This window comes from Kitasatospora sp. NPDC052868 (genome assembly GCF_044547105.1).
Lineage (GTDB): Bacteria > Actinomycetota > Actinomycetes > Streptomycetales > Streptomycetaceae > Kitasatospora.
The window spans coordinates 379,941-395,324 of the sequence record NZ_JBITZW010000004.1 but is presented as its reverse complement, the minus strand read 5'-3'; the positions used below and the strand labels follow the sequence as shown (position 1 = coordinate 395,324).

Below are 15,384 nucleotides of genomic sequence, written 5' to 3'. Positions count from 1 at the left end.
CCTCCCCGCGCCCGGCCCGGACCCAACCCCCACACCACGCTTCCCCGTTGGAGAACACCATGGACACCACCACCCGCCCCGAGACCGCTGCCGGAACCACCCCGCTTCCGGCCGTGCCCGGCCTGCTGGCGGCCGTGCACCTGGTCGACGTCGCCGCCCCCGGCATGGAGGGCCTGGCCCGGTGGCTGGCCGAGGCCGGCGCCGACGTCACCGGCAGCATCCCCGAGGCCGCCCGGAACAGCCCCGTCGTCGCTGCCCTCGAAGCGGCGGGCGTCCGGGTCCTCGTCGGATTCGACGCCGGGCACGTGCGCACCGACCGTACGGCGGTGGTGTGGTCGGGCGTCGTCGCCGGGCCGCACCCCGAGCTGGACCGCGCCCAGGTGCTGCGGCTGCCGGTCATCGGACGTGCCGTCGCTCTCAAGGCCCTCTCGGTTCAGTCCGGTGCCGGGGCGGTGGCCGTGGCGGGCAGCCACAGCACCGCGACTGCGGCAGCGGCCCTCGCGCACGTCCTCGACGACGGGCGGACGGGCTGGGTGCTGACCGCCCCGGCCCGCGACGGCGCCGCCGGACACGCGGGAGACGGCAGCCGGATCGTCGTGGACCTGTGCCCGGACGCCGGCACCCACGAGGCCGCTCCGCCCGGAGCCTGGCAGCACCGCCCCGCCCCGCACTTCCTGACGACCGAGCCCAAGTTCGCCGCCGCCCTGATCCTCGCCACCAGCGCCAACGCCCCGCACTTCGAGGACAACGTGGCCGGGCTCGACGCCACCGAGCGGCTCGCCCGCACCGCGAGCGTGGTCGTCCTGCCGACCTGGGACACCAGCGTGGTGAACCTGCGCGAACGCCTTGGCGACCGGCCCGTTCCCGGCCAGCGGGTGGTCACGGTGGGCACCGACCCCGCCTCCACCATCTGGATCATGACTCCGCGCTGGACCGGTACGGACTTCCGCGTCGTCCTGCGCTACCAGGAGACGGACCACGCCTTCGTCCTCCCGGTGGCCGGCCGCCACCACGCGCTCGCCGTGTGCGCCGCCATCGCCACCGCCTTGGTCCTCGGCGAGGACCCGCAGGCCGTCGCCGAACGCGCCGCCTCCTTCCACGGCGTTGAGCGCTCGCTCTCCACAGTCGGATCGCAGCGTGGCGTCGCGGTGGTCGACTCCCGGGCCCGGCATCCGCGCGAGGTCGCCCAGGACGTGGAGGCCGCCCGGATGCTCACCGAGGGCTCCCTGCTCGTCGTCCTGGAGCCGGACGGCATCGCCCGTACCAGCGAGCACGCGGCCGAACTCGGCGCCGCACTCGAAGGCGTCGACCACGCGCTGCTGCTGCCAGTCAGCACTCCACTGGTCCACCACGCCGTGCCCGACCCGCTGGACGCCATCGAGCAGGCTGCCCGTCGCAAGCTCGGCGACGACAAGGTCCAGCGCGCCCGCTCCGGCCCGTGCGAGCCCGGCCCCGAGCAGCGCATCAGCGCCCTGGCCGCCGAAGGCGACCTGGTCCTGGTCGTCGGCACCGGGCGGTCCGAGCAGCTCGGGGCCCGGCTGCTGCTCCACCTGGCGGCGCCGGGTGCGCCGATCCCGCAGCACCTGTGAACCGTCCGAACCGTTCTGTTGGAGACGCCGCTGTGTCCGTCGCCCCCTTGCCCGCTCTCGCCGCCGCCGAGCTTCGGCTGATCGTCCTGGCCTCCGCCGGCGCCAGCTTCGAGCAGATCGTCGCCGACCCCGAGACACGGCTACGCCTGGGCGACGTCCGCAGCGCGATCGAGGCGGTCCTCGTCACGACCGGCACCCGCACGGTGCTCCAGCTCGCGGGCTGGGCCACCGCCCAGCGGATCGTCACCCAGCCCGTGCACCCCAGCGGTGCCCTGACCGCCAAGCCCTCCCTCACCCCCCGGCTGTCGCAGGTCCTTCGCGGCTGGGCGGGCGGTCGCAGCACCCCGGAGCTGACCGCGGACTTCGGCATCTCCCCGACGACTATGCGCAGCTACACCAAGACCCTCCTCAACACGTTGAACGTCGACTCCCAGCCCCAGGCCGTCGTCGTCGGGGTGCTCGCCGAGTTGGTGTTGCTGAGCGACATCGACCCCGCATGGCCAGCTGAACCTCTCGCCCGCACTGCCGGGTCAAGGAGCGTGGCACCGTGAGCGCCCGGCCGAACCCCGGGCGGATCGCGCTCGGCCTGGTCTGCTTCCTGCTCGGCGTGGTCGTCGGCGGCTGCACCGTCTACCTGCTGGGGCACCTTGACACCCTTGGTCAGCCGGTCTACCTCGGCATCTTCGCCGCAGCGGCCTTGACCACGCTCGGCGTCGCCGACCGCCTGGTCAACCACCGCACGCCGCCCCCGAACGACCCCGGCCGCACCGGCACCCGCCGGTCCGGCTGAGCAGCACGACCCGCACCACCCATGGCGGCCGTTTCGGGCCAGGGCCGCACCCCTTCGAGCATAGAGACCAGATGACCACACCACCCACCCACCAGCGTGCCCCCGGCCGCCGCAACGGCGGACCGGAACGACTGCGCTACATCGAGGCGCCGGAGCCGTTCGAGCCGGACGGCCTGTCGTCGGTGTTCCTCGCCGGGGCGACCATCGGCTGCCCGGACTGGCAGTTGGAGGCGGTCGACCTGCTGGCGAGCGCCGGCTTCGAGGGCACCGTCCTCAACCCGCGCCCCTCCCGCAACCCCGCCACCGACCCCTACGCCGTGTGGGCCCCCTTCGGCTGGCAGGACACCAACATCCGCCGCGCCAGCGTCGTCCTGTTCTGGAACCCGCTCGGCCACGTGCGCGTGCACGACTGCTACGAGGCCGGCCTCTTCTCCCCGTACGGCGGAACAGTGGTCGTTGGGTGCGATCCGACCGACCCGGTTCAGAAGGCCAACCGCGTCCTGCTGGCGAATCTGATGCCGTGGCTGCCCGTCGCCGACACGCTCGCCAGCACCGTCACCGCCGCCCTCGCCGCGCTCGCCACCCCTGCCGCCGTCCGCGGCTGACCACCGCTTCTCCCGCTCACGTCAGGACGACCATGCTCCGCGCCCCTGCTCCGTTTCGGATCGAGGACCTCGCCCTCCTCGGCAACACGCGCTCCGCCGCCCTGGTCCGCCCGGACGGCGCCATCAACTGGGCCTGTATGCCCGACTTCGACTCCCCGGCCGTCTTCGCCTCGATGCTCGGCGGCGAAGAGTACGGCTTCTGGCGCGTCGGCCCGGCTGTCTACGACGGCTCGCCCCCGCCGGCTGCCGACCGACGCCAGTACCTGGGCGACACCATGGTCCTGCGCCAGGAGTGGGACACCGACACCGGCATCCTCGCGGTCACCGACTTCATGCCCGGCCCCGACGTCACCGACGACGCCGACCCGCAGATCATCCGGATCGTCGAGTGCGTCAGCGGCGTGGTGCGCGTCGCCTCCGTCTTCCGCCCCCGCACCGACTACGGCGCCACTGTGCCGACCATCCAGCGCTTCAACCACGGCACCCCGCGCCTGTCGGCGACCACCTACCCGAACGCGTACTGGCTCGACGGCCCCTCGCACACCGTCAACCGCGACGGGGTGTGCCGGGCCGACGTCACCCTCCACGCCCACCAGAGCATCGCGCTCTCGCTCACCTGGAAGGTCTCTTTCAGGCCCGCGCCCATCCCGCCGGACGCCTTCGCCGAGCTGGACGCGACCGTGGAGTACTGGGAGCAGTGGGCACGGGGGTGCACCTACCGGGGCCCGTACCGCGAGGCCGTGGTGCGCTCCGCCCTCACCATCAAGGCCATGTGCCACCCCGGCGGCGGCGTGATCGCAGCCCCCACCACCTCCCTGCCCGAACAGCTCGGCGGCGAGCGCCAGTGGGACTACCGGTTCGTGTGGCTGCGCGACAGCGCGCTGGCCATCGCCGCCCTGCTCCGGCTCGGACAACTGGAGGAGGCCCGGCGCTGGCGGCGCTGGATCGCCGACACGGTCACCCCCGAGCGCCTTCAGCCGATCTACCGCATCAACGGCGACACCGACCTGGACGAGGAGGTCCTGAGCCACCTGCCCGGGTACGAGGAGTCCCGGCCCGTGCGGATCGGCAACGGCGCGGTCGGCCAGCTCCAGCTCGACGTGTTCGGTGAACTCGCGGACACGCTGCTCCTCGCCGAGGACGCGGGCCTGCCACCCTCGCCGCAGGTCGACGCCCTGCTCCTTGCACTCGCCGCCCAGGTGGAGCAGCGCTGGCGGGAGCCGGACGAAGGCATCTGGGAAATCCGAGGCGAAGCACGCCACTTCACGCACTCCAAGGTCATGTGCTGGGTCGCCGTGGACCGGACCCTGCGGATGCTGGAGCGCCGCCCCGGCACCGATCCCGCCGTCCTGGTCCGCCTCGCCGAGCTGCGCGAGGAGATCCACCACGACGTCTGCGCCCACGGCGCCGACGAGCGCGGAGTGTTCACCCAGTACTACGCCGGCCAGACCCTCGACGCCTCCCTGCTGCTGATCCCCCAGGTCGGTTTCCTGCCAGCCGACGACAAGCGCGTCATCGCCACGATCGAGGCCGTCCAGCACGAACTCACCGACTACGGTCTGGTGCTGCGCTACGCCACCCACGAAGCGCCCGGGGCCAACGTGGACGGGCTAGCCGGCCACGAGGGTGCCTTCCTCGCCTGCTCGTTCTGGCTCGCCGAGAACCTCGCCGCCATCGGCCGCACCGACGAGGCTCGCGAGCTGGTCGACCGTCTCCTCGCCCTGCGCAGCGACCTCGGCCTGCTCGCCGAGGAGTACGACCCCCTCGCCCAGCGTCAACTCGGGAACTACCCGCAGGCGTTCTCGCACTGGAGCATGGTCGACGCCGCCGTCCGCCTCGCTCCCAGGTCCCGGACTCGACGGGCCGCACCGCCCCGCCCCCGGGCAGCTGTCGAGCAGGTGGCACCCGCCGCTGTGGTCGCGTAGTGGGCGGGGGCGAGGTGCGCAACACCGTCGACAGCTCCTCGGTCGTCACCGCCGTCCAGGCCGGCACCATCACCGGCGGCGTGCACCTCCACCCTGGCCCGCCCTCGCTCCCGACACTGGTGCCGCGACAACTCGCCTCCGTCCCAGCCGTGTTCACCGACCGGGAGGAGGCCCTGCTGTCCCTGGGCACCGTCCTCAGCCAGCCCCCCGCGGACGAAACGGCACCCGTCGTGGTGATCACCGGCCCGGACGGCGTCGGCAAGCGCGCCCTCGCCACGAAACTGGGCCACCAGATCGCCGACCGATACCCGGACGGCCAGCTGGTCGCCCGGCTGCGCGCGGACTCACCGGGCGGCCCCGCCACGGCGGCCGAGGCAGCGCGGTCACTGCTGCGCTCACTCGGCCTCGGCGACCACGCCCCGCTGCCCTGGGCCGAGCAGGACCTTCTCGGCCTGTGGCGCAGTGAGACCGCCCGGCGGCGCGTGCTGGTGGTGCTGGAGGACGCCGCCGACGCCGGGCAGGTGCTGCCGCTGATTCCGGCGACGCCGGACTGCCTGCTTGTGGTCACCAGCCGCGACCCACTGCCCGCGCTGCTGGCCCGCGGCGCCGTCCACCACCGCCTCGGGCCACTCGCGGCCGAGCACGGCCTGCGGCTGTTGTCGCGGATCGTCGGCGAGGAACGCACCGGGCGCGACCCGGACGGGGCGGCGGCCCTCGTCGGGTTCCACGGCGGGATGCCGCTGGCCATCGCCCTCGCCGCAGCCGACCTCGTCCTCCAGCCGGACCTGCCGCTGCGCGCCGGCCTACCCGCGCCCTCCCCATCAGGGGCAACCCGATCGGACAACCCCGTGCGCGACGCCGTCGACACCGCCCTCACCCACCTGTCGCCACGCGAAGCCGGCTTCCTGCGACGGCTCGCCCTGGTCCCAGCCCCGGACCTCGACCTCGCCTCCAGCGCCGCCGCGACCGGCACGACCCGCGACCAGGCCCGCGTGCTCCTCACCGAGCTGGCCGCCCGGGGCCTGCTCGACACCGCCCACCGTGCCGCCGTCCGAGGCGACCTCTACACGCTCCGCCCCGCCGTCCGCAGCGCCGCCATCGGCGTCGGAGCCCCGGCCAGGCTGGCTGCCGACGAAGCCTGCGCCGGCTACCTCACCCACCTGCTCCAGGCCGCCCGTGCCTGCGCCCAGTTCCTCACCCCGCACCACCGCGCCCTGCCCCGCCCATCCCTGGGGCGCCCCGTCGAGCCGGTCCGCTTCACCAACCGGCACGAGGCCCTCGCCTGGCTGGAGGCCATCGCTCCCGCCGTCGGCGCCGCCATGATCACCGCCGTCGACTGCGGCGACCCGACGATTGCCTGCGCCCTCGCCTCCGACCTGTGGCCCCTCTTCCACTACCACCGCGACGTCCCGTTGTGGATCATCGTGTACGAGGCCGGACTGCGTGCCGCACTCCGCTGGGGCGACCCGATGGCGATCCGCGAGATGTCCTCCACCCTCGCCCTCGGCCTGGTCGCCGCCGGACGCCACAAGGAGGCCGCCACCCACTACTCACGGGCTGCCGCGCTGGCCCACGTTGCGGGCGACCGCGCCGGCGTCGCCCAGTACACCTCCGGAATCGGGGCAGCCCTCCACGACGCCGAACTGTACGACGAGGCGCAGTCGTTCCTCGGAGAAGCCTTCAGCCTCTACAGCGACCTCGACGACCGCCGGGGCGCAGGGCTCGCCGGGATGCTCCTCGCCTCCGCAGCCGCTCGCCAAGGCCATGTCGACTTCGCCCTCCCGATTCTGCGCATGGCCCGCGCCGATCTCACCGGCCTTCAGCCGCCCGATCCTCTCAACGCCGCGAGGGCGCTGGCCTACCTTGGCGAGGGCTACTCGCTCGCCGGCCAGCACGATCTCGCCGCCGCCACGCTCGTCCAGACCCGGCGCGAGTTCGCCGACCTCGGCCACCGCCACTGGATCGCCCGCACCACCGAGTTCCTCGGGCAGGCCGCCGAACGCTCCGGACAGTCGGACGTCGCCCTCGCCTGGTACACCGCCAGCCTCAACCAGTACACCGCCCTCACCAGCGCGAGAGACGAAAGGCGCCTCAACGATCGCATCACCGCGGTGCTCGCCTCGTGACCCGATCCGCCCCGTGCTTCGGCCGGTCGAGCTGACGGTGCTGCGGGCCTACGCGCAGAGCCCGTGTTGGGGGGCGCTAGGCGCCGACGGGACCAAGTCAGCCCGACGTTCCATGCCGAGCAGCTTCAGCAGGTCAGACGTCACCACTCGGTAGGCGTTACCCAGCCGCAGAACCGTAACCGGGTACTGCCCGGCCTTCGCCAACCCGTAGCCCGTGGAGCGACCTATGCAGAGCGCCCGGTTCGCCGTGTCGAGGTCGATTGCCACCGGGAGGGCGAGCAGTTCGTCGACGGTCATGCCACCGGCGGAAGGTGCAGCCATGACGCTCTCCTTGTCGTTCTTCGTGCCGCTGTGATGCGAATCGTTGTATCACGGAGTTGCGGCGGCACTTTTCCCGATCGTAAAGTGCACCCATGAACTCAGACTCTTGGTCGGCACGGTTCACCGCCCAGGTCGTAGGCTCCCTGCGCAAGGCGCGCACGGATGCCCGCCTCACGATGCCGGCCGTCGCCGAGCGCTGTGCCGAACGCGGCCTACCAGAGATCAGCGATCAGACGATCAAGAACCTGGAATCGGGGCGCCGGACGAGCATTACGCTCACCGACTTCCTTGCCCTCGCGGACTCGCTCGGTGTGCCGCCCGTCGCCCTCCTCTTCCCCCTCGGCGCCACCGAGACCGTGGAGGTGCTTCCCGGCAGGGAAGTCTCGACGTGGGACGCGCTCGCATGGTTCACCGGGGAGACGCCAATCACGGAACCGGCTCCGCCGGGAAGCCCACGGGACGTGCTGGACACCTTCCGGGAGCACGGCGACCTCGTGACGGCAGCCAAGGCATCTGCTGCCTTGGCCACGGACCGACGCCGGGCCGCCAACACCGCACCGGCACCAGATCGCAGAGCCGCTCTGCTGGAGCTGGCCGCCGGATATGAGGAGTACGCGGACGCCGACCGCAAGGAGCTGGCCTCCTTCCGGAAGCGGATGCGTGAGCGGGGTCTCGTCCCGCCCGCACTCCCCGGTGACCTGACGGTCATCGACCAGGCAGAGGACGAAGCACACGTAGAGGACAGAGAGTGAAGAACGGCACGATCTCCCGCCGGTGCCGATGCGTTGATCCCGGCACCGACAAGGAGTACGGGGCCGCCTGCCCCAAGCTCAAGTCGTCCCGCCGCCACGGCGTCTGGACAGTCTTCCAGGAGCTGGAGCCCGACCAGGAAGGCCGCCGACGCCGCTTCCGCCGGGGTGGTTTCGAGAGTTCCACCAAGGCGCAGGAAGAACTCGACAAGGTCCGCGCGCTCCTCGCGATACCCGAGGACGACGATGCCTGGGCCAAACTCCAGCTGAGTGACCTGCTGGAGAACTGCCTCAAGGAGAAGGCGCCGGTCCCGGACTACGACGAGGTCCGCCGCCGGATCGCCACGGGCCAGCCGCTCAACGCCAAGATCACCGTCGCGGAGTGGCTCGACACCTGGCTCGACGGCCGCAAGCGGCTCAGCCGGGGCGGCTGGAAGCGCTACGACTGCGATATCCGCAACCACCTCAAGCCCCACCTCGGCCACCTCCGGCTCGACAAGCTCCGCGTCCACCACGTCAGCAAGATGTTCGACGACATCAACGAGCGAAACATCGAGGTCCAGGAGCAGAACGAGCAGCGCCGCACGGTCAAGGCGGAGCTAGACGCGACCCCGTGGAAGGGCGCGGAGAACCGGGCCCGGCGCAAGTGGCTCAAGGCTCAGCTCGACCAGATGCCGCCCTTCCGGCGTCCCACTGGCCTCAACACCCAGCCCCACATCCGGGACACCCTGCGCGCGGCGATCAACGTGGCCATCGCTCAGCAGGAGATGCCGCCCTTCAACCCGGCGGCACACGTCGAGCTGCTGCCCGGCACCAAGCCGAAGGCCCTCGTCTGGACCGCCGAACGGATCGCCCGGTGGAAGGAGACGGGCGAGAGGCCGAGCCCGGTCATGGTCTGGACCCCGGACCAGACCGCCGACTTCCTCGACTTCATCGCGGAGCACCGCTTCTACCTCTACTACCGCACCATCGCCTTCCGAGGCACCCGGCGAGGCGAGACCTGTGGCCTCCGCTGGGAGGACCGCAACAAGGCGGCGAAGGCCATCGCCGTCGCGACCCAGCTCATCCAGGACGGCTGGGACGTCTACGAAGGCGCCCCGAAGACCAGCTCCGGCGTCCGCTGGCTCGCACTCGACGACGAAACCGACCGGCTCCTCGACCTCCAGTGGGAACGTCAGCAGCAGGAGAAGCTGGAGTGGGGCGACGCCTGGCAGGACACGGGCCGCGTCTTCACCAACGAGGACGGCTCGATCATCCACCCGGGCAAGATGTCCGACCTGTTCGAGCGCCTCGTCGAAGCAGCCGGCCTGCCTCCGATCCGCCTGCACGACCTTCGCCACGTCGCCGCGACGCTCATGCTCGCTGCCGGTGTCGACATCAAGGTCGTCTCCGAGACGCTCGGCCACTCGGACACCCGGATCACCCGCGACACCTACCAGACCGTCCTCGACGACCTGGCGAAGGACGCCGCCGAGAAGGTCGTCGCGCTCGTCCCCCACGGCCGCCGCCCGCTCTCGGTGGTCACCGACGACGGCAAGCTGAAGCCCCGTCGCCTCCCAAGGCTCACGCCCCCTCGGAAACCCTCGGAGGCCGTCGACGATGCCGCCGACGACGAAGCTGAACAGTCGGCGTAAGCCTGGACGGCAGGGCCTCGGTCAGTTCGCTGACCGGAGCCCTGCCGTTCTGTGCGGTAGCGCTGCTCTTCATCACGTCGACGGGAAAATTGCGGCTACGTCGTCAGAAGTGATGAATCGCCCACGTGTGGGTGCTAGCAGCTTGCCCAGCCAGCCATCTTCTTGCGGCAGGAGTGCCTCGATCCTGGTACGAGCTTCGCCTCGCGCTTCGGCGTTGTTATCGCCACATAGCGCGTCGTACTGGCGGAGACGATCAGCCAGTAGGTCGTAGAGCCGTACAGCAGCTTCGTGATTGACCAACACGATCCTGTCGTGGGCTGCTTCGGCGGCGTCCGGGTTGGCAGCAGTCGCCGGCGTGAGCAGGCACCCGAAGAGGCGGGTCTTGGCAGTGCGCTTGGTCTCGACCTCGATCTGCCCGAGCAGTTGGTTGACGTCATCTCGGGCGAGGGGCTTCGGCTCGCCCTGCGGGACAGTCTTGACCTCCCAAACGCGGCGCTCGGCACGCTTAGCGGTGGACCACGTCCAGCGGCAGTCCGTTGCGCTCTGCTCAGCGCTAGGCGGACGCTCGCCGCTGGCGCCTACGAGGCGGGCGAGTCTAGTCAGCCCCTCACACTGTTGGTCGTGGCTCCCAGTGAGCAGGGCCCGTCCGTCTGAGAGGACGCGATTAAGCCGACCGCCGGCTTCGCGACGCCAGTCGTCCCAGGCGAGGAACAAGCGATCGGTGTCGTCGGCGGCGTGCTTGTAGCCTTCGAGATCAGCGACGGTTCGGGTCAGTCGGCGGAACCACGTGGTACGCGGTCCTCCCGCGATGGCCTCCTGCAATGCTGTGCGTGCGGCGACTCGGTCCTGGCTTCGTCCGCGGTTGAAGTAGGCGTGGGCCTCCACGTAGCGCCAGAACGCAGCGTGCTCGGTTTCGCCGGCCTGGGCGAGCTGGGTGGCTGCTTCTCGTGCCTTGTTGGCTGCGGCGTTGCAGTCGCCGAGCCAGAGCTCCGTAGCGGCTGAGACCTCGGCGTCGGCGCTGGACACATAGCCGCTTCCACCGGTGTTGCGCCCGGGCCGCGCCCTGCGACGAGGCGTCCTGACTGCTGCAGTTTCGGCGGCGTCGACGGGCTCAACGTCGCTCTGCCAGAAGGTGGCGCAGGCTCGCAGGGTGCCCTCCCAGCCCTCGTCGTAGACCTCTAGTGCTGCCCTGATCGTGGGCTCGGTCCCGGCGGGGATCGATCTGCGGACCGCCGGGTCGGCGAGGATCTCGGCGAAGCCGGGGTCGAGCCCGAGGTAGAGGGAGCGGTCGGTTGGCTCACGGTTCGCGCGGCCGAGCGCCTGGGTGACTCGCTGGCCGACTCGGTGACGCATGAAGCTGGCGTCGCCGAGGTAGGCGACGACGAACCGTTCGAACTCGCTGCTGGCCTGCGGGACCGTGGTGACGATGACCAGCTTGCACAGATCTCCGGCGAGGTCGAGCCCGTCATAGCGGCCTGCGGTAATCAGGTGTCCGGTCTCAGCGCGGCTCCAGGCATCGACCATTGAGTCGTCGCCGGGCTTAAGTCGGTAGACCTGCTGTCCGTACTCGGCGAGTGTCTCCTCAAGAGCATCAGCCTCGGCATGACTGGCACAAAGCCACGCCGCTCGGCCGCCGGCCGCCTCGGCTTGGGCTAGGGCCCACTCGAGGACACGCTCGTCAGTTGGACTTGCGGTCGTGGGGTTGAGGACCAGCTGTCGCTCGCCCGTCGCGCCCGTGGGAAGCGGCACAGCAGTGGTTAGCCGAGTGACTGGCTCGCCACCGATTCGCCGCTGAAGATCGTCCATCGAGCCGAGGGTGGCTGACAGGTAGATCCTCTGCCTGGCCCGCTTGTACTGGGCGTTGAGCATGGTCGGCGAGTGGTACGGGCGAATCTCGATCCCGGAGGGCCCGATAAGGACGCCGCACTGGGTGAGATGGTCGCGGACGCTGGGCCAGACGTAGCTCTGCTCGTGCTTGAGCGCGGGATCTGTGAGGGGCGACGCTTCGATCGCAGCCCGCGCTGGGGACTCGATTGCGCTCCAGTCGCTGAAGGACAACAACTCGGGTGGCGTGCCAAGCCGGGCGGTGCCGTCCAGCATCGCCCGAAGCCCCGGGTATGCGTCGGTCCGCGCCACCACGAGTTCGCAGAGCGTCCGATAGAGCTTCCCGGCGGGGCCGACCTTGTCTGGGATTCGGAGGGTCTGCAACCCGCTGAGGGGCTGCTCAGCAAGGTGGGCGTCATCGAAGATGACCAGGTCGGCAGGCTTTGGGACGGGATTGCTGTTGAAGTAGACCCAGTAGTTCATCACGCCGACAGCCTGGGCCTGGTGATAGTCGTCGAGTCTGGCGCCGCCGTACTCTCTCGCGGCGAAGCGGACCACCTCCAGCCCCAGTGCTTCGGCCTCCCTCTCCACGCGCTCGGCCAGCTGACGGGTGCCGGCCAGGTAGGCGACTGACCGTCCACGCGAGAGCGCTTCATCAGCAATCAGCAACGCCACCAGGGTCTTGCCGTCGCCAGTAGGCATCTCGATGGCCAGATCTGGGGAGTCGAGGTACTGCTCCCCGTAGGCAGTGAGGACCAGCTTCTGCCCTGGCCGAAGCTGGGAGAACTTCGCTGACTCGAAGTCCGCCAGGTTCTGCTCGAAGTCCGGCTTGGCCGCATCCACCACCGCTCGCTCCTCACTCCTAGGGTGCGAACTCTACGGCTCCGGGTGCTCGCCCAGCCGCGATATTTCCGTTCGGGTGACACTGCTTGGGGGCACCCGGCGGGTCGGCTGGCATGACGTCGAACTTATAGACCCTCCACAACAGGTCACACACCGCGCCAATGACGGAGGCGAGCCCCCTGTCCACCGGGTTGCACGCTCGCTGCACGAATGTCCACCGAACGTCCACCGGGAGCGATCATGAAGCCCTTTTCGCTCACGCAGGCCCCATACCAAAGGTCACAGAACGGCAAAAAGCCCAGGTCAGAGGCTATCTGACCTGGGCTTTTACTGAGCCGCCTATGGGATTCGAACCCATGACCTACGCATTACGAGTGCGTTGCTCTGGCCAACTGAGCTAAGGCGGCGCCGTTGCCGGATGTGCTGGCAACGGCGGCCAGTCTACACAGGTTTCGGCGGTGATCCGTACCGGCTTTCGGGCCCGGTGATCAGGCGGAGGAGACGGCGAGCTTGGCCGCGAAGCCGGCGAAGAGGACGGCTACGCCGCTGGTGAGGGTCGCGGACAGGCGCTTGCGGCGGCGGAAGGCGGTGGCGAGGGTGGTGCCCGCGAAGATCAGCATCGACAGGTACAGCAGGCTGAAGGTCTGCAGGACGCCGCCGAGCAGCACGAACGAGAGCACGGGCTTCCCGTAGGACGGGTCCACGAACTGGGTGAAGAAGGAGAGCAGGAAGAGGATCGCCTTGGGGTTCAGCAGGCTGATCACCAGGGCGCGGCGGAACGGGCGCTCGGTGTCCTCCGGGGCCTCGGCGGTGGCGGCCTCCGGGCCGGCGGCCGCGCTCCGGCGCTCCCGCCAGAGCTGGCGGGCCGCGCGGAGCATGCCGACGCCGATCCACAGCAGGTACGCGGCGCCGCCGAACTTCACCACGGCGAAGACGGCCGGGTTGGCCTCCAGCAGCGAGGCGGCGCCCAGCGAGGTGAGGCTGATCAGGGTGAAGTCGCCGACGAACACCCCGAGGGCGGCGGTGTAGCCGGTCCGGACGCCCTTGCGGGCGGCCACGGACAGCACGTACAGCGAGTTGGGGCCGGGGAGAAGGACGATGACCAGTGCGCCGAGGACGTACGTCGCCAGGTCGTTGACTCCGAGCACGGTGCGCTCCGGGGGTGTGGCAGGGGTGGCGGGGCGCTCATCGTAACGTCGGACCGGTCGATGGTTGAAGCGAAAATCACCTGCTGCAGCGCTTGCCCTGCTCGGGCGCCTCCCCGGCCAGCAGGTAGCGGTTGACCGCGCCGTCGACGCAGGCGTTGTGGCGGCCGTAGGCGGTGTGGCCGTCGCCGTCGTAGGTCAGCAGCCGGCCGGACTCCAGCTGGCCGGCCAGCGACTGCGCCCAGGCGTACGGGGTGGCCGGGTCGCGGGTGGTGCCGATCACCACGATCGGCGCGGCCCCGGCGGCCCGGACGGTGTGCGCCGCACCGGTGGCCCTGACCGGCCAGTACGTGCAGGTCAGCGCCATCCAGGCCATGTCGCGCCCGAAGCGCGGCGAGGTCCGCTCGAAGTCCGGGACGGCCTGGCGGACGGCCTCGGGGCCGGTGAACGGCGCGGGCAGGTCGAGGCAGTTCACGGCCATGTTGGCGAACATCAGATTGGGATACGAGCCGTCCGAACCGCGCTCGTAGTACGAGTCCGAGAGCTTCAGCAGACCGGTGCCGTCACCGGCCCGGGCGTCGGCCAGCGCGGTGCGCAGCCTGGGCCAGAGGAAGTCGGCGTACATCGCCTGGATGACGCCGGTGGTCGCCTGGGACTCGGTCAGCCGGCGGTCGGCGTCGGTGGTGGGCAGCGGCTGCGCGTCGATGGTCCGGAACAACGCGGCGAGCCGCTCCCCCGCCTCCTGCTCGGTCCCGCCCAGCGGGCAGTCCTCGCGCTTGACGCAGTCCTTGGCGAAGGCCGCCCAGGCGGTCTCGAAGCCGCCGGCCTGGGTGCGGTTGCCGCCGAGCGCGTCGAGCGAGGGGTCCATCGCGCCGTCCAGCACCAGCCGACCGACCCGGCCGGGGAAGAGGCCGGCGTAGGTGGCGCCGAGGAAGGTGCCGTAGGACTTGCCGACGTAGTTCAGCCGCTCGTCGCCGAGCAGCGCCCGCAGGACGTCCATGTCGCGGGCCGCCTCGACGGTGCCGAGGTGGCCGAGCACCGCCCCGGCGCGCTGGCGGCAGCCCTCCGCGAACTCCCGGTCGGCGGCCACCAGGGCGTCGATCTCGGCCTGGTCGTCGGGGGTGATGTCGGCGGCGGTGTACGCGTCCATCCGCTCGCCGGTCAGACAGGTCACCGGGCTGCTGCGCCCGACCCCGCGCGGGTCGACGCCGACCAGGTCGTACCGGGCCCGCACCCCGGCGTCGTAGCTCCCGGCGGCGGCCTCCAGGTACTCGATCGCCGAGCCGCCGGGGCCTCCGGGATTGAGCAGCAGCGAGCCGAGCCGCTCCCCGGCGGCGGAGGCCGACCCTGATCCGGCGGGGACGGCCGGGGCGCGGGCGGCCGCGAGGGTGAGTTCGCCGTCGGCCGGGTGGTCGTAGTCCAGCGGCACCTTGAAGGCGGTGCACTCGAAGCCGTCGTCGCAGGGCTGCCAGCTGAGCCGCTGCCCGTAGTAGGAGGCGAGCGCGGCCGGTACCGCGGCGGGCAGCGGCTCCAGCGGCACGGCACCCGGGCGGTCGGCGCCGGAACCGGTGCCCGGACCGGAGCCCGACCCGGAGCTCGGACCGGAGCCCGGGCCGCTGCCCGGTGCGAAGCCCTGCACCGCGGGCGGCGGCGTCCCGGGCGCCATGCTGTCCGAGGAGGCCGATCCCGGCGTGGGCGCCGGGGAGCCGCAGCCCCCGGCCAACAGCCCGGCGGCCACCAGCACGGCCGTCAGCGCCGCCCCGCCGCGCCGGTCCCGCTCTGCCCGCATCTGCTCCCCCTCGGGTGCTCGCGCCCGGCGGCGCCCTGTCCTGC

The 15,384-nt window shown here is 71.2% G+C and carries 12 protein-coding genes and 1 tRNA gene; 8 read left to right on the top strand and 5 right to left on the bottom strand.

Going from position 1 to position 15,384, the window contains the following annotated elements; all coding sequences use genetic code 11:
- Positions 1-59: 59 nt before the first annotated feature.
- The 6 genes from ACIGZJ_RS10435 (at position 60) to ACIGZJ_RS10410 (ending at position 7,035) form a co-directional block, all read left to right on the top strand.
- Positions 60-1,589, top strand: coding sequence for a Mur ligase domain-containing protein (locus ACIGZJ_RS10435; RefSeq protein WP_396456829.1), 1,530 nt, complete (start codon positions 60-62; stop codon positions 1,587-1,589).
- Positions 1,590-1,621: 32 nt separating this feature from the next.
- Complete coding sequence (locus ACIGZJ_RS10430) at positions 1,622-2,140, top strand: LuxR C-terminal-related transcriptional regulator (RefSeq protein WP_396456828.1); 519 nt, start codon at positions 1,622-1,624, stop codon at positions 2,138-2,140.
- A complete protein-coding gene (locus ACIGZJ_RS10425; RefSeq protein WP_396456827.1) occupies positions 2,137-2,379 on the top strand; it encodes a hypothetical protein in 243 nt (80 codons plus the stop codon). The genes ACIGZJ_RS10430 and ACIGZJ_RS10425 overlap by 4 nt, the downstream gene beginning before the upstream one ends.
- Positions 2,380-2,450: 71 nt before the next feature.
- Entirely contained in the window at positions 2,451-2,984 is a 534-nt protein-coding gene (locus ACIGZJ_RS10420; protein WP_396456826.1) for a hypothetical protein, read from the top strand.
- A gap of 32 nt (positions 2,985-3,016) precedes the next feature.
- Complete coding sequence (locus ACIGZJ_RS10415) at positions 3,017-4,909, top strand: glycoside hydrolase family 15 protein (RefSeq protein WP_396456825.1); 1,893 nt, start codon at positions 3,017-3,019, stop codon at positions 4,907-4,909.
- A gap of 14 nt (positions 4,910-4,923) precedes the next feature.
- Positions 4,924-7,035, top strand: coding sequence for a hypothetical protein (locus ACIGZJ_RS10410; protein WP_396456824.1), 2,112 nt, complete (start codon positions 4,924-4,926; stop codon positions 7,033-7,035).
- A gap of 48 nt (positions 7,036-7,083) precedes the next feature.
- Here the strand turns inward: ACIGZJ_RS10410 and ACIGZJ_RS10405 are convergent, their stop codons facing one another.
- Complete coding sequence (locus ACIGZJ_RS10405; RefSeq protein WP_396456823.1) at positions 7,084-7,356, bottom strand: hypothetical protein; 273 nt, start codon at positions 7,354-7,356, stop codon at positions 7,084-7,086.
- Between the two features lie 92 nt (positions 7,357-7,448).
- On the opposite strand from ACIGZJ_RS10405, the gene ACIGZJ_RS10400 reads away from it, so the two are divergent.
- Together ACIGZJ_RS10400 and ACIGZJ_RS10395 are read left to right on the top strand one after the other, a co-directional pair.
- Positions 7,449-8,108 carry a helix-turn-helix domain-containing protein gene (locus ACIGZJ_RS10400; RefSeq protein WP_396456822.1) on the top strand — a complete coding sequence of 220 codons (660 nt, stop codon included), beginning with the start codon at positions 7,449-7,451 and terminating at the stop codon, positions 8,106-8,108.
- On the top strand, positions 8,105-9,739 hold the full coding sequence (locus ACIGZJ_RS10395; RefSeq protein WP_396456821.1) for a tyrosine-type recombinase/integrase: 1,635 nt from the start codon (positions 8,105-8,107) through the stop codon (positions 9,737-9,739). The genes ACIGZJ_RS10400 and ACIGZJ_RS10395 overlap by 4 nt, the downstream gene beginning before the upstream one ends.
- Positions 9,740-9,811: 72 nt before the next feature.
- Here the strand turns inward: ACIGZJ_RS10395 and ACIGZJ_RS10390 are convergent, their stop codons facing one another.
- The 4 genes from ACIGZJ_RS10390 to ACIGZJ_RS10375 form a co-directional block, all read right to left on the bottom strand.
- On the bottom strand, positions 9,812-12,406 hold the full coding sequence (locus tag ACIGZJ_RS10390; RefSeq protein WP_396456820.1) for a DEAD/DEAH box helicase: 2,595 nt from the start codon (positions 12,404-12,406) through the stop codon (positions 9,812-9,814).
- A 333-nt stretch (positions 12,407-12,739) separates the two neighbouring features.
- Positions 12,740-12,813 (bottom strand) — tRNA-Thr (locus ACIGZJ_RS10385).
- Between the two features lie 81 nt (positions 12,814-12,894).
- Positions 12,895-13,554, bottom strand: a complete 660-nt coding sequence (leuE, locus tag ACIGZJ_RS10380; protein ID WP_396456819.1) for a leucine efflux protein LeuE — start codon at positions 13,552-13,554, stop codon at positions 12,895-12,897.
- 76 nt (positions 13,555-13,630) lie between these two features.
- A complete protein-coding gene (locus tag ACIGZJ_RS10375; RefSeq protein ID WP_396456818.1) occupies positions 13,631-15,340 on the bottom strand; it encodes an alpha/beta hydrolase in 1,710 nt (569 codons plus the stop codon).
- Between the last annotated feature and the right edge of the window lie 44 nt (positions 15,341-15,384).

What these genes read in the sequence shown, in the direction of transcription:
- ACIGZJ_RS10435 (WP_396456829.1), top strand. Translation starts at nt 60, where the DNA reads ATGGACACCACCACCCGCCCCGAGACCGCTGCCGGAACCACCCCGCTT.
- ACIGZJ_RS10420 (WP_396456826.1), top strand. Translation starts at nt 2,451, where the DNA reads ATGACCACACCACCCACCCACCAGCGTGCCCCCGGCCGCCGCAACGGC.
- ACIGZJ_RS10415 (WP_396456825.1), top strand. Translation starts at nt 3,017, where the DNA reads ATGCTCCGCGCCCCTGCTCCGTTTCGGATCGAGGACCTCGCCCTCCTC.
- ACIGZJ_RS10405 (WP_396456823.1), bottom strand. Translation starts at nt 7,356, where the DNA reads ATGGCTGCACCTTCCGCCGGTGGCATGACCGTCGACGAACTGCTCGCC.
- ACIGZJ_RS10400 (WP_396456822.1), top strand. Translation starts at nt 7,449, where the DNA reads ATGAACTCAGACTCTTGGTCGGCACGGTTCACCGCCCAGGTCGTAGGC.
- ACIGZJ_RS10375 (WP_396456818.1), bottom strand. Translation starts at nt 15,340, where the DNA reads ATGCGGGCAGAGCGGGACCGGCGCGGCGGGGCGGCGCTGACGGCCGTG.